We start from the raw sequence: 15,054 nt of genomic DNA, 5'->3' as shown, positions 1-15,054 counted from the left end.
TGTCCATTCTTCAAAATATCCTGAAAGTGGGGTTTTGGGCAAAAAATAAGGCCGACAATTAGCCGGCCCTATCACTATCATTTATATATGCTTACAATGCGAACTTCTCTTTGATCGCATCGACGAAGTCAAGTTTTTCCCAAGTGAAAAGTTCTACTTCCACTTCTTTCTCTTCGCCATTTGCGCCTTTGAATGATTTGGTAACCACCTCATTCTTGCGGCCCATGTGTCCATAAGCGGCTGTTTCCGAGTAAATCGGATTACGAAGTTTCAAGCGCTGCTCGATTGCATAAGGACGAAGGTCGAAGATCTCGCCTATTTTCGAAGCGATATCGCCGTCGTGATCAGATACTTTGGCAGTTCCGTAAGTGTTGATATACAAACCACAAGGCTCAGCCACACCGATCGCGTAAGAAACCTGAACAAGCACTTCGTCACAAAGTCCTGACGCCACCATGTTTTTCGCAATGTGACGGGTTGCATATGCAGCCGAACGGTCTACTTTGGAAGGATCTTTTCCAGAGAAAGCACCGCCACCATGCGCACCTTTGCCACCGTAAGTATCAACAATGATTTTACGTCCTGTAAGTCCTGTATCGCCGTGCGGGCCGCCGATTACAAACTTTCCGGTTGGGTTAATGTGGAAAGTAATGTCACCTGTAAACAGCTTTTGCAATTCCGGAGTAAGTTTCGCTTTCACGCGTGGAATTACAATGTTGATAACATCGGATTTGATTTTGGCAAGCATTGCAGCTTCCGCGTCGAAATCATCATGCTGTGTTGAAACAACGATTGTATCGATACGCAATGGCACATTTTCATCACTGTATTCAATCGTCACCTGAGATTTTGCATCCGGGCGAAGATATGGGATCAGGCTGGATTCGTTATTTCTGATCGCTGACATTTCCTGCAAAATCTTGTGTGCAAGATCCAATGCAAGTGGCATGTAATTCTCCGTTTCGCGTGTTGCGTAACCAAACATCATTCCCTGGTCACCTGCACCTTGCGCGTTCGCTTTTTCTTCAAAGCTTTCGGAAGCAACTGCGCGGTCAACGCCTTGGTTAATGTCTGCACTCTGATCGTGGATAGCAGATAAAATACCGCACGAATTGGCTTCAAACATGTATTCACTCTTCGTATATCCGATTTTCCTGATCACCTCACGAGTGATTTTCTGAACATCCAGATAAGTGTTGGTTTTCACTTCGCCAGCCAGAACCACCTGTCCTGTCGTTACCAAAGTTTCGCAGGCTACTTTACTGTTAGTATCCCAAGCCAAGAAATTGTCAATTAAAGCATCTGATATTTGATCGGCGACCTTGTCAGAGGATGTCCTTCAGATACGGACTCCGAGGTGAATAAGTATGGCATAAATTGAAATTGTTAATTCAGCAAACAATGTGAAGTTAGTGTATGGATTAAAAAACAAAATTGAACTTTTTTGGGACATTAACCAAATATAATCACCTTAAAAACACGCGTGAACCATGCCCGTTAGTAAACAAGAAAAGCCTGCTTTTTCACCAAAAGCAGGCTTTCAATTATCTTGTTAGAATGTATTGATTTCAAATCGGCACATTAACATGCCGCTCTGCATGGTGACTTGATCTTACCAGCGGGCCGGACTCGACGTATTTGAGTCCGCGTTTTAGGCCTTCTTCTCTGTAATTATCAAACATTTCCGGCGTGATCCATTCGATCACTTCGTGGTGCATTTTGGTTGGCTGTAGATATTGTCCTAATGTGAGAATGTCAAGACCGTTTGCTGCCAGGTCATCCATTGCTTTGTAGACTTCATCCTGCGTTTCGCCAAGTCCAAGCATAATGCCTGATTTGGTGCGCTGGCCAAATGCCTTTGTTCTTCTGATCTGCTCCAGACTGCGCTCATACTTCGCTTGCGGACGCACTGCACGGTATAAACGTTCAACAGTTTCCATGTTGTGCGAAACCACTTCCTGGCCCGCTTCAATCATGTGGATCAATGCATCCCAGTTGTTTTTTACGTCTGGAATAAGCGTTTCTATCGTTGTTTCAGGCGTATTTTCCTTCACTTGTCTAACCGTCTGATACCAGATTTCGGCACCGCGATCTTTCAATTCGTCCCGGTTTACAGACGTAAGCACCGCATGTTTCACCTGCATCAGCTTAATAGCTTCCGCAACGCGTCTTGGCTCGTCGGTGTCATATTCATTAGGTCGTCCGGTTGCCACTGCGCAAAAGCTACAGCTTTCTTGTACAAACATTGCCCAGGATCATAAAAGTAGCCGTTCCTGCACCCCAGCACTCGCCCATATTCGGGCAGCTGCCACTTTCGCAGATCGTGTGCAGTTTATAATTATCAACCAGCTGCCTTACTTTCCGGAATTCAGGCCCTGCCGGAAGCTTCACTCTCAACCAATCCGGTCTTTTCTTACGCTCCGAGGGAATAACAGGTAATTCAATCATATTTATTGGTAATCTCTGGCAATGTGACCTCAGCCAGCATTGTCAATGGGTAATTTATTATCTCTTTTTACTCCCAAAATATAGGGTTAAATAGCCGGAAGTGAAAAAACTTCTGTTTTCCGCAAAGGCCATAATCTCCACTTTTCTGGTAAATGCCTCAGCAATAAAACCAATTTCAACACCAGTTACATTTTCACGAAAAGCACTTAGTTCAAAGCTCATTGCCGTCTTAACGTGCAATCCCGGAACAATTTTAGTTTGTCCGAATCCTTGAAAGAAACTTCCTGCGCCTACAATGCCAGTCGTTTGCGTGCTTCCTGCATGTTTTACAGGATCAAACGGTTCAGTCACAACCTGGCCGTCAGAACTTTGAAATTGCACCATATAAGGCTTTTCCAAGCCAAGCGACGGTCCGGCGGCGACTATTCCGCTGATAGAAATTCCTTCATCATCCTGTCTGCTGAACAATGTCAGCTCACGCCCGTATTCCGGTCTTAACACGAAAAGATAATTTTGCTTTCCGTAAACCAAGCGCGCGCCCGTTACAAAATCTTGTTGCGAAAGTTCTTTCGGATGCTTTACATTGACAAGTTCAAGCGCAAGATAGCGATATTGATTTTTGCCAAAAAGCTTTGAACCGAGTGCAGACGATTGTCTGAAAACGGCGCCTCCCAAAATCCCTGAATTTGTATTTGTAGTTACGCCAAAGGAAGTAAAAGATTTATAGCTCTCTTCATTGTCCTCAAGCTTAGCCCGACGCTGCGCATATATGTCTGTCGATAGTGCAAACAGAATAGATACTGATAGTAAAAATTTTACACGCATCATATATTTAGATCTAATTCTCCTGTTACAGAAAGTGTCGTATGAACAGTGAAAGTACAAAATAATAGTGTGAAAGCAGCTGCATATCGACACCACATTAACGGTTTTTTGTACTTTTATGTTCTTTGAAAGAAAAAAGAAATAAAAAAGCCTGCCAGAGAATCCTCGCTCTTGCCATTTTTTTAAATTAATTTTTCGCTAATCTCCTACTAATCAGAATCATTTGTCCGAATTCATCTATCAAAGCGCAATCAGTACAGTCGCCTCTTTGATGAAGGTTGCGGCAATGTTCAATGGCAAAATCAAGCTGGGTGTTGAGGGTAGAAATGGCTTGCTGGACAAGATGGAACAGTCGTTCCAAAAGCTGGTAAACGGCCGTCCGGTTGCTTGGTTTCATGCGGCTTCCCTGGGCGAGTTTGAGCAGGGCCGGCCCGTCATTGAAACTTACAAAACGCAATTTCCTGATCATTTCATTTTACTGACATTCTTCTCGCCCTCTGGTTATGAGGTCAGGAAAAATTATGCTGGCGCGGATTACATTTGCTATCTCCCGCTTGACACAGCTGCCAATGCAAAGCGATTTGTCAACATTGTAAAGCCTCACATTGCCTTCTTTATCAAATACGAGTTTTGGCATAATTATCTGAAAGCGCTGAAAAAGAACGGGACTTACATTATCTCTTTTTCCACGATCTTTCGCCCAGGTCAGGCTTTTTTCAAAAAAAGCGGCTCATTTTTCAGGCAAATGCTTACCGCATTTGACCACATTTTTGTTCAAAACGAGCAGTCGCTCAAATTGCTGAAAAGCATTGACATTCAGCAATGCAGCATTGCCGGGGATACACGGTTCGACCGGGTGGCCGCCATTGCTTCCAATACAAGAGATTTTCCGGAAATAGCAAAGTTTCGTGACGGCCAAACCTGTCTGATCGCAGGTTCCGTTTGGGAGGCCGATATGCAGGTTCTGATCCCGGTTTTGAACCATTTTAAGGGTAAATTAAAAGCCATTATTGCGCCGCACGAAATCCATAAGGAGCAAATCGAACAATGGAGAAAAGCGCTGACAGGAAAAACAATATTGTATTCTGAACTGGCAACGCGCGACGACAGCAGCGAAAATGATTATCTGGTGATCGATAACATTGGAATGCTATCGGCTTTGTATCAATATGGCGATCTGTCATTCATAGGCGGTGCTTTCGGATCCGGATTGCATAACATTCTGGAAGCCGCAACTTTTGGCATTCCGGTTGCTTTTGGAAATAAGCGTTATCACAAGTTTCAGGAAGCGCTGGACTTGATTGAGCAGGGTGGGGCAGTGGCGGTTGCCAATCAAGATGCGCTCACGGCAACGATTGGTCAATGGCTGGCTGAGCCTGAAACAAGAAAAACGGCCGGGGTCGTTAATAAGCGATACATTGCCGCGGGAATGGGATCGACAGAAATGATTCTCAGCGAAGTGAAAAAATTACAGAGCTGAGCATTGCTTACATCAGCAAACACTCAGCCCTGTGTGCTATCAAGAGAATTCTTTTACGATCAAATGTTCAAACAAATGCGCTTGCGTGCCTAATAACCTGGCTTTTGCGCCTAATTTGGAAATGTGAATCGACAGTGAATTTTTGAAATCGGATAAGCAATATTTATTAATCGCCTGCTCTATCGGATTGGAAATGAAGGGTCCGGCCTCTGCAAGCAAACCGCCCACAATGATGACTTCCGGATTGAAAAGGTGAACGGCCGTTGCCAGACCTTTCCCAAGTTCCGTCCCCACTGTGCTTAGCAAATCAATCGAAAACTCATCACCCGCATGCACGGCTTCGATGATGTGAGAAGTGTCCAGCAAATCCAGATTGTTATTGACGATTTGAGACAAAATAGTTGCTTTCCCGCTGTTGATGCCTTCTTTCGCCCTTCTGATTAATGCAATTGCCGAAGTTATAGTGTCTAGACAGCCGACTTTTCCGCAATGGCACAAAAGTCCGTCCGGTTTTACCTGAATGTGGCCGAGCTCACCTGCAAATCCGGATGCGCCGTTGAAAACTTCACCATTGATAATGATTCCCAAACCAACGCCCCAGTCAATGTTAATGGTCAAAACCTGCGTTTTTTCCATCGCAAAGCCAAATCTGTGCTCACCGATCGTTGTCGCTTTTGTATCATTAAATAAGCAAACCGGCAATTTGAAATGCTTTTTCAAATGCGTAACAAGCGGAACGCCGGGCGGTGTCAGATTAAGATAAGTCAGGTTAATGCCTTGGGAAGAATTGATCAGGCCAGGCATGGAAACGCCGATGCCCCAGAGCTTGCTTACATTAATGTTGTTGGAAGTCAGGAAGTCGTCCGTTGCAGCGAAAAGCTGTTCCAGAAAAGTTGCCGAATCATCGAGTCTGATATCGACTTTTCGTTTCATTATCAGCTGATTATGCAAGTCGAAAACGACAAGCTGCGTGTCATGGCGATTGATGTCCATGATCAGCGTCAGATATTTCTTCGCATTCAGGCCGTAAAGCACAGGCGGTCGACCGGCTCGGGCCGGGCCGGTGCCGGTCTCAGTAATCCATCCCTCGCGGATAAGCTCATTGACAATGCCTGTCGCTGACGGAATGCTGGCATGGAATAACCTTGCCATTTTGTTGATTGAAGTGTCTCCGGATTGATATAAATGAAGCAATAAGTTACTCCTAATGCGGTTTTTTCTAATATCAATAACCGAATTGGCTTCTTCTACAACTAAGTCCATTTGTGGAGTGTAAATGTTGGGTAATACAGATCTTATTTAAAATTCTTTATAATAGATGCCTACTAATGTATGCAAAAAGCGCTTAACTCTGGGGTAATATTAAAAAATATTATAATCAAGCTTCAAAAGTTACTTAAGAAAACATATGACTGCTAAAAAACTACTTAATATTATTCAAGTGATTTTTTTGCGGTCTGTTATAATCTTTTCAACGGTTGCAGAAACTTCTGTTAAATTCGCTACTTGCAAAAAAAACAACGAATGGAATTAGTGAGAGGGTTGGTGTTGCGTTCGACAGGGTCGTGGTATGATGTACGCGACAGCCGCGATGGTCATATCTGGCAATGCAGGCTAAAAGGTAAGTTTAAGGCGCTGGGTTTAAAGGTGACAAACCCCATTGCCGTGGGTGATTATGTGCATTTTGAAGCAGAGGATGAAACTCAGAATTTCGGGATCATCCACGAAATCCTGCCCAGAGAAAATTATGTGGTGCGGCGATCGGTGCATAAAACGGCGCACGCACATTTGATAGCGGCCAATGTGGATCAGGCCATTCTGATCGCGACGCTTGTTTTTCCAAGAACTTCATTGGGTTTTATCGACCGTTTTTTAGTGGCGATTGAGTCGTTCAGAATTCCGGGTGTGGTGATTTTCAATAAGCAGGATTTGTTGAATGATGATATGAAGGATTTTCAGTCCGAGCTGATGGAGTTATATGAAAGCCTGGGTTACACTTGCATGGCGACCACCGCTGTAAGTGCGCAAGGACTCGAAGATTTCGCCGGGTTACTGAAAGGCAAAGTCTCGCTGTTATCCGGACATTCTGGTGTAGGAAAATCAACATTGGTTAATGCTATTGCGCCGAGCCTGGACATTAAAACGCAGGAAGTTTCCACTTTCGCCAATAAAGGCGTGCATACAACGACATTTGCCGAAATGTTTGAATTGGAGCCGGGAACATTCATTATTGATTCACCCGGAATAAAGGAATTAGGACTTTCGGATATGAAGCCCGAGGAAATAAGCCATTATTTTCCTGAAATGCGTGAGCTTTTAAACCAATGTCGCTTCAACAACTGCCAGCACATCAATGAACCCGGTTGCGCTGTGAAAGACGGGGTTTCGGATGGCCTGATCGCCATCAGCCGTTATGAAAGTTATCTGAGTATGGTAGGCGGCGCGGACAACCGGAAATAAATCATGAAAAATGTAGAGCACATTGGCATTGCGGTAAAAGAACTTGAAGCAGCTGAAAAATTGTTTTCCAGTCTTTTTCAAACCAATCCATACAAGCGTGAAACGGTAGAATCCGAAGGCGTTTCCACTTCATTTTTCCAAGTTAACCAAACCAAAATTGAGCTGCTGCAGTCCATTTCCAGTGATGGCGTTATTGCAAAATTTATAGAGAAGAAAGGCGAAGGTTTTCACCACGTGGCATTCGAAGTTGAAGACATTGTTGCTGAAATGGCGAGGTTAAAAAAAGAGGGTTTCACCTTGTTAAGTGAAACCCCCAAATTGGGCGCTGACAATAAGCTGGTTTGTTTTCTGCATCCAAAAACGACAAATGGAATGCTAATTGAGCTTTGTCAGGAAATAAAACCGTAATCGCTAAAAAGGCAATCCAACGGCAATGTTGAGGATCAGGTTTTCCCTTCTCCACGCCCTGCTCCTGAAATTGACCTCATTAAAGACCCAAGGATTTTTATAAGTAACCTGGCCTTCCGGTGTTTCCGATGCTATTTGTTTTGTATACCAGGGTTTGCGGAATGGTGTTGCAAGGTCGAGTCTGAATACGAGATAAGAAAAATCGAGACGCAAGCCTATTCCACCGCCAACAGCAATTTGCTTGATGAAATCCTTGCTTATAATGGCCGACGAATCATAACCGGACCTTTCTGGACTTCCGAATGACCAGATGTTGCCTGCATCGACAAACACAGCACCGTTAATAATGTTGGTAAATTTCATACGCAACTCGGTGTTGAACTCCATGCGAATGTCTGCAAAATTCTGATATCCCAAGAGCGCGATTGAAAGTGTGTCTGGCTCATATGCACCGGGTCCGAGTGCGCGTGCACGGAATGCTCTGATGCCTGTGCTTCCTCCTCCAAAATATTGCTTAAACTGTGGTGTCGTCATATTCCGGGAAACACCGTAAGGTTTTATAGCACCCAGTAAAAGTCTGTTTGCCCATTTTATACCCGGAGTTATCGTGCGATAATATCGAACATCCCCATCCAACTTTACATATTGAAAAACAGGCACACTCAGGAATTCACGCATACCCAGAGAGTCATCCGCTGGTTTTTTTGCAAACAGGCTTAGTAAATTTCCGCCATAGTCAATTCCTCCTGTTAAGGCGAATTGATTTTTGCTAAAAGGCCGAGGCGTTGGGCGGTAGGAAACAGAATAATTTGATCCTGCAATAAAATATTTAGTTTCTACAAGCTTTAAATATCTTACAACATCAACCGGATTTGTGTTTGAACTAAAAAGAACATCTAAAAGTCGTTCCCATTGCACATTTGTGGGTTGAATAAAGTTGATAGATATCGGAGTAAGGGTATGTTCAACTTCCGAATTTTTTCTCCAAATGTATGACCAGTCGCCACGAATCGACGTCGTGGTAAAGAAACCTCTCTGAACACGGTTTTCGTAGTTAACAGAAAGGACAGTTTTGGGAAGTACCTGGCTTTTCTCAGGTCGGATGCGGACAAATGGAATGATGAATCTTGGGAATGAAAGATCGCCTCCGATACCATAACGAATGTATTCATTTCCGATCCTGTTTGGATTGTCCTCTTTATTGCCCCGGTTTCCGCCCAGCTGCACGTCAAATCCAAAGAATGCTTTAATAGCAAGCATTTCTGCGCCTTTAAATGTATTTCTGTTGCGCCACGCAACGTCTAGCTGCGAACCACCGAGGTTATTGGATTTCGTACTTGCACTGATACTCGCCTGAAGCGACTTTTTTTTCAGCGGTTCCAAATCGTAATGCACATCCAGCAATGCAGAATCGGAACGCGGAACAAGATCAAAACTATTTTTTACAAACTTGAAATTTTGCAGATTGATCAATCTTTGCAGTGAAATGTCATGCATTGTATTTGTATACATGACACCTCTACGGAAGCCAATCGCATCATAAAATATCCTGCGCTTATATAAATTGCCCGGGTCTTTGATGTTAAGGCCTCTCCTAAGTGGCTCACGTGCTGCGGTTGTGTCAGACAAAAGACTTTCCTGACTTCCGGTGTTGACGTAAATCTTGTTGATAAAATATTGTTTCAGCGAAGTCTGAGCGGTTTCTGATTTTACTTCCAGAAATACATTAACCTGCTGAGGCGCCAATGTAGAATCAAGCTTACCGATTGTAGAGTCTACTTTAATGATCAGATAATCGGGATTAAAGAAGTAGTAACCTTTTCCTTTTAATTCAAGATCAATCCGGTTTCTTTCGGTTGCAATAACATCCAGGCGAGGCGGTTCACCCTTTTTTAGTAATGTTTTCTGTTTGGCCAATACGAGATCGCGATTGAACAGCGAACTGTCCCTAACCACATAATTTATCTCATTCATGACGTAACGCGGCATTACGTAAACGTCAAAATCATAAATGGCCGTTCTGCGCTTTTCTTTTTTATCACGAACTAGCTTTCCAGTGGCTTTCGAACGATAATAGGCTTCATTGTCTAAATAAGAAACCATATTGGAAGCATTAATATCGGCGACACGCTGCGTCGCAAACTTGGGCGCTTCTCCTAATTTGTTACGAAACCAGCTGCGTAAGCCACCTTCATCCTTTGGTTCACCAATAAAATACCACCACCATACTTTCCATGGAAAGCCGAGCAGCGTTTTGTTTGGCGGCGGCTTGACGATTGCTTCCAACTCAGAAGCTAACCCGGAAACCTTTGGCTTCGTAAGGGTGTCGGGTTGGACGCTCACTTTGCTACCTACATAGAGACTTTGGCCTTCGGGTATGTATTTATTCACTGAACAGCTGCTCAGCGTTACCAGAAAGACCAATATGCCTAATACACTTTTTCTCATTGTTTTTGCCTTTCAAAAAATTCACGCAACAGATCGTAGTCTGCCGTTACAATAAAACTTACGCCTGTTTCGATAATAAAACCTTCGAGAATGGACTGATACTGGTTTTTACGATAACCGCGGAATAAATACCGGCCGTCTTTTGTAATCGCGTAATCCAACGCAATGTTGTCAAACACTTCAGTCGAGTTCGCCGAGTTGGTTTGGCTTTCCAGCTCAAAATTCTTTCCTACCGAGATTTTCAGACGGTCATTCAGGAATGCTTTGCTCAAACCAAGATTTAAGTCGGTGCGCGCACCGGTTGTCTGATCCGCGGTTGAGTTGAGGCCAATGTTCAAGTCGACGCCTTTTACAAGGTCGGATGCCAGATTGTTGAGCTGATCACTGAGCAATTGGCTGACGCTTTGACGAGCCACCGCTTCTGCACTGGAACCCAGATTAAAGCCCGGTGAAGATTGATTTGTAATAAATTTATTGGTAATCAAAAGTGCAAACGCCTGCTTATTCATCTCAGACGGGTTTCCCTGCATTTCTTGCCAAAATATCTGGTTAGTAATGTCGCTTTTAATCTGCTCATCTATTTGCGTACCTGGAACAATGTTGAATGCAATGTTCGGCTTTGTCAAATTTCCCGTGATGAGCACCTGCACCTGGATCGGAATTTTGCTTGCGCCCTGGAATTTCTCTGCAATAGATCCCGGATCAACCTCTACGGTGTAACCTGCCGTGATGTTCAGATCTGCCTGCATTACATCGCCCGTCCAGATCAGGTTGCTTCCTTTGAGAATATCGAATTTCCTTTTCAGGATCTGCAATGTAATGTCATAGGAACCTTCGGTCAGGTCATATGAGCCAAGCATGAACAATTGTCCGTTCGGGGCGATTCCCGTGTTCAATTGTGCATTTCCTTTCAGCTTAATGTTGTCTCCGTTCAATTCATCAATGACAACTGTGAACTGAGATTCATCATCGACTTCAACATCGAGTGAAATTTGTGATGCAAAACCAACTTCTACGGCTTTGTCGGCAGAATCGACTTTCGCAACCTGTGTGGAATCGCTCATGTCCACAAATTCAATGATCCCTTTCGAGGCGTCTCCAGCTTCCGTCGCGTCATTTGGCACAACGAATGTGATATTGCTTTCCGGATCCACTTTCACCCTTCCGTCGATGACAGAGTTGCTGCCCTGGCCTTTTACGGTCAGATCTGCATCAATATTTGCCTTTCCGTAGAACAGCTCGTTTTGTTTTTGGGTGGAGTTAAGCACATTAAAGTTTTTGGCATTAATGGCAAGATCATAGCTCACATTCGGAATGTTAGCGATGTCCACTTTTCCATTGATCTTCATTTGCTGATTAGTGGAATCGGCAATGATGAAATCGTTGAAATTGATATTCTGACCATTAAAATTGATCTTTTGATTGGCCAGCGAATAACGGGAACCAAGCTGCGTAGCATTAAAAGCGACTTCGTTGAAATTAACCGCTCCGTTCAATCTCGGGCTGGTCGTTGCGCCGGTGATTGCAATGTCTCCGGTGAGATTTCCGGTTGCATTTTTTAGCTCACCAAAACTGAATGCTTCAATCGTCTGTGCACTAAGGTTTTTCAGGTTCAGATTGAAATCCATCGGTGTTTCGGATTTCAGATTATAGCTTCCGTTCAGGCTCATATCATTCTGCCCGTTCACGAGCGTCATGGCAACGCGGATCAGATTTTCTGTTTCATTGGTCGATTTTAGCGCGAGGTTACCAACCGGGATTTGCGTTACGGCCAGACTATCGATCGTAAGCTCGCCTGTGTAAACCGGAGCTTTCATATAATCGCTCAAAAGTATTTTTCCATTCAAAATTCCCGTCGCCAATGTCGAGTCCCGCGTTGCGATGGCGATCATGGGGCCGATTGAAATATTGGCGATCTGAATGTCCAGCGGACTATTCGGTGCCTCGGCTGTTGAATTAATGGTTAAGGATTGATCTTTGCTTTTGATCACAAAGTTTTTTACAAAAACACTGTCCGGAGCATATTGGATATAACCAGATGTGTCGGTTTCCCAGGTCAGATAATCCAGCAAAAGATCTTCTCTCAAATTGAGCTTATAACGGTTGCCTGCAATGGCAAGATCGCCCTTAATGGCGTGGCGGTCCGTGTTAACTGAGTCTTTAACAATGAAATCGAACTTCACATCATTGTTTACAATCTTGCTGTTCAATGACGCATTCTGAATCCTGAAACTGCCGGTGTTAACGAGGCCCACATTGGCGTTCAATGCTGCATTTTCCTTCGTAGTGCTGAAATCCACCGAAACGCGTTCCGTTTGAATGCTGTCGTAGTTGACCATTGGAATGCTCAGCCGCGCCACAATTGATGAATCCTGCTGATTGTCCATTTTAGCACGGAAATCAATGTTATTCATCTCTTTCAGCTGCGGAACGAACATATTAATGGCGGGGTGATTGCTCAGCGTCGCATCAAGTGTGAAGTTAACGGGCTTTGTTACCGGAGTGTAAGTCAGGTCCGGTGATTTGAAGTGTTTACCAACTTCGGTCAAAAGTGCGTCCGCGATCTCCGTATACACAAAATCACCTTTCATTTGTGCTTTCAAAAATGGCGATTTAATGTTGGCCTGGCGCATTCCGCTTGAATCGGTTAGCTGCACATTGATCGAATCCAGCTTGATCGGTTTGCCATGATGCGTAAGTGTCACCGTGTTAATGTCCACCGTTCCCAAAGGATTCGCAGGATTTGTAGAAGGCATATCCACCTTGATATCACCCTCGATCTGCAATGAATCCGCATACAAATTCAATGCAGTCAAATCCAGCTTATCAATAGAAACATCGGCTTTTACGGAAGGGAATTCTTTTGAAAGATCGGCTTGGGCGGTGAGGTCAACATCAATGTTCCTGTCATTCATGGTGGCGGATACATTAGCCAATCCATTATCCACATCTCCTTTTAATGTCAAATTGTTGTATACATAACCCTTAATGTCCGCACTTGCCACAGTTCCGTCGAGGCGTGCTTTCATTGTTTCAGGTGCGTAACCCACGCCTTCGAGGTCTGTGCGTAATGTCAGCTTGCCCATTTCCGCAGGCGGCTGCTTCATTAGTTTGCCCAAATCAAAATCATTGAAAGCAAGCGTGCCATTATATTGAGCCCTGATGCTGTCAGTTATATTTTTCAGATTTCCCGAGAATGTGCCGATCCCGAATGATGTGTTAATAGTCGTTGTAAGCGTCAGGTCCTCCATCGAGCCGTTCACTTTGCCGGTTATTTTAATGTTTTCAGGAAGTTCAATTGATGCGGGAACTGCGCTGTCGGGCAGCATTTTCATGAGGTCTTGCTTCGTGGAAGACAGCTCATTAATGTTCATATCCAGTGCCAGTTTATTGGCATCAGGCAACCCACGAACACGTCCGTCCAGGCTGAGAACAGTCCCATTAAGCATGCTGAAACGGGCTTTCGAAATAAGCATATCGTCGACTGAGCCGCTGATTACGCCCGTGCCTTGCAAACTTCCGTTGGGTTCTTTGTTGAAAGGAGGCGTTTTTGCAAGATCCGGCACCAGTAAAAGAATGTCCGCAAATGCTACGCGGCTGTCAGTAAGCCGTAAGTTGATTTTTACATTTGCAATGTCTTTCGCAAGGTCATCCAGGCTTTTGTAGCGCAGGCTGAGCTCGTCCCGCAATGTGGTTTTTGGTGTTCTTACGAGCAGGTTTCTCAGGTAAGTCTCCTGTTCGCCGTATTTGAAGTTTGTTCTGAATTCAACCAGCTTAAAGCCGCTTTTCTCCTCAAATGAGCCAGATTTAAGCGAGCCGGCAATGTTTTCGGGAGAGAATATGAAGTCCTGTAAATTAATGTTCAGGTTTTTGATATCGAGGTGCGCAAAATCCAGTCCTTTTGGTTGTTTTGCCGTGTTGAAATCGTCGTAGCGAATGTCATTGTCGGCCAGCTTGATTTCACCGACTTTCACATTCCATCCCGGTGTTTCGGGTTCGGCAGAAGTTGTGTCTTTTTTCGCTTCAGTCTTCGCTTTTTTGGCAAATTCAGCATAAAGCGTCATTTTTTCCAAATTCAGGTTACGCACGTCCACGCGCTGACTGCCCATGTAAATGTTGTTGATATGGCCTTGCAGCTTACCGACATCCACACCGTTCTTCAATCCTGCAATCTCGTCTTCAAACACCCATTTAAACTGCTGAATGTCAATGTCGCCCACTTTAATGTCCAATGAATCGGCAGGATCGGGGACATTAGCAGGGGTGGTTTCCGTTTTGAGCGGCTGATACATTCTCAACTTCACCTGGCTGTTCAGCAAGGCAAGTTTAGAAGGATGATATTGGGAAATGGTGGGGTTGAATTTATCAAAACGAACCAACGCGGAATCAATGTTTGCAATGGCGTCTGTTCCGGTTACGGCGTCGCGGTAAGATAACCTTACATCTTTCAGCGAAATCTGGTCGAGACGCATTTCCAATGGCTTGGAAGTGGTGTCAACCTGTGAAGTTGTGTCCGCACTGGCAAACGCATCTACAATAAATTGAAAGTTGAAAACGGTGTCCGGCAAAACCCTGTTAATGTTTGCATTAATGCCTTCGACTTCGACTTTATTGATGCCAACATTGCCTTTAATGAGGCTGTACATGTCCAGATCCACATACAATCTTTTGCCCGACACGAGCGTGTCGCCTTGCTGGTCTTCAAAATAAACGCCTTCTAATAAGATCCAGTCCGGGACGTCGAAGCGCACTTTTTCAATATTGACCTTTGTTTTAAGCTTCTTGCGCAGATATGAGTTGGCCTGTGATGTCAGAAAGTTTTGTCCAAATGGCGTCTGAATGCCCCAAACCAAAACCCCAACCAGAATCAATATCGCCAGAATTACAATTGCTAATACTTTTAATGCTTTCTTCATCCTTGTCTTTTATTCCCTGTTTATACGGATCCAGGTGATGAGTAATCGGGTGCGCTTGTTATAAAAAAT

The 15,054-nt window shown here is 44.2% G+C and carries 7 protein-coding genes and 2 pseudogenes; 3 read left to right on the top strand and 6 right to left on the bottom strand.

Going from position 1 to position 15,054, the window contains the following annotated elements; genetic code table 11:
- Positions 1-91 precede the first annotated feature (91 nt).
- The 3 genes and pseudogenes from metK to AC0IYG_RS30120 all read right to left on the bottom strand — a co-directional run bounded on the left by metK (position 92) and on the right by AC0IYG_RS30120 (position 3,276).
- Positions 92-1,374, bottom strand: a pseudogene (gene metK, locus AC0IYG_RS30130) (methionine adenosyltransferase).
- Between the two features lie 194 nt (positions 1,375-1,568).
- Positions 1,569-2,448 (bottom strand): annotated as a pseudogene (gene lipA, locus AC0IYG_RS30125) (lipoyl synthase).
- Between the two features lie 57 nt (positions 2,449-2,505).
- Positions 2,506-3,276 carry a hypothetical protein gene (locus tag AC0IYG_RS30120; protein ID WP_471714727.1) on the bottom strand — a complete coding sequence of 257 codons (771 nt, stop codon included), beginning with the start codon at positions 3,274-3,276 and terminating at the stop codon, positions 2,506-2,508.
- A gap of 220 nt (positions 3,277-3,496) precedes the next feature.
- Here AC0IYG_RS30120 and AC0IYG_RS30115 point away from each other — a divergent pair, with 220 nt between their 5' ends.
- Positions 3,497-4,753 carry a 3-deoxy-D-manno-octulosonic acid transferase gene (locus AC0IYG_RS30115; protein ID WP_471714726.1) on the top strand — a complete coding sequence of 419 codons (1,257 nt, stop codon included), beginning with the start codon at positions 3,497-3,499 and terminating at the stop codon, positions 4,751-4,753.
- Positions 4,754-4,792: 39 nt separating this feature from the next.
- Here AC0IYG_RS30115 and AC0IYG_RS30110 read toward each other — a convergent pair whose 3' ends face one another.
- On the bottom strand, positions 4,793-6,016 hold the full coding sequence (locus AC0IYG_RS30110; RefSeq protein WP_471714725.1) for an ROK family transcriptional regulator: 1,224 nt from the start codon (positions 6,014-6,016) through the stop codon (positions 4,793-4,795).
- A gap of 261 nt (positions 6,017-6,277) precedes the next feature.
- On the opposite strand from AC0IYG_RS30110, the gene rsgA reads away from it, so the two are divergent.
- The gene (gene rsgA / locus AC0IYG_RS30105) at positions 6,278-7,213 is read left to right on the top strand and encodes a ribosome small subunit-dependent GTPase A (RefSeq protein ID WP_471714724.1); all 936 of its coding nucleotides are present in this window, start codon (positions 6,278-6,280) and stop codon (positions 7,211-7,213) included.
- Positions 7,214-7,621: a methylmalonyl-CoA epimerase gene (gene mce, locus AC0IYG_RS30100; protein WP_471714808.1), complete on the top strand. Its 408-nt coding sequence runs from the start codon at positions 7,214-7,216 to the stop codon at positions 7,619-7,621. It abuts the gene before it with no gap.
- A 3-nt stretch (positions 7,622-7,624) separates the two neighbouring features.
- Here mce and tamL read toward each other — a convergent pair whose 3' ends face one another.
- The gene (gene tamL, locus AC0IYG_RS30095; protein WP_471714723.1) at positions 7,625-10,069 is read right to left on the bottom strand and encodes a translocation and assembly module lipoprotein TamL; all 2,445 of its coding nucleotides are present in this window, start codon (positions 10,067-10,069) and stop codon (positions 7,625-7,627) included.
- A complete protein-coding gene (locus AC0IYG_RS30090) occupies positions 10,066-14,985 on the bottom strand; it encodes a translocation/assembly module TamB domain-containing protein (protein WP_471714722.1) in 4,920 nt (1,639 codons plus the stop codon). The genes tamL and AC0IYG_RS30090 overlap by 4 nt, the downstream gene beginning before the upstream one ends.
- Positions 14,986-15,054 lie beyond the last annotated feature (69 nt).

This window comes from Dyadobacter sp. AC419, from assembly GCF_979253085.1.
The sequence above is the reverse complement of the archived record's forward strand: the minus strand, read 5'-3'. Positions and strand labels throughout refer to the sequence as shown.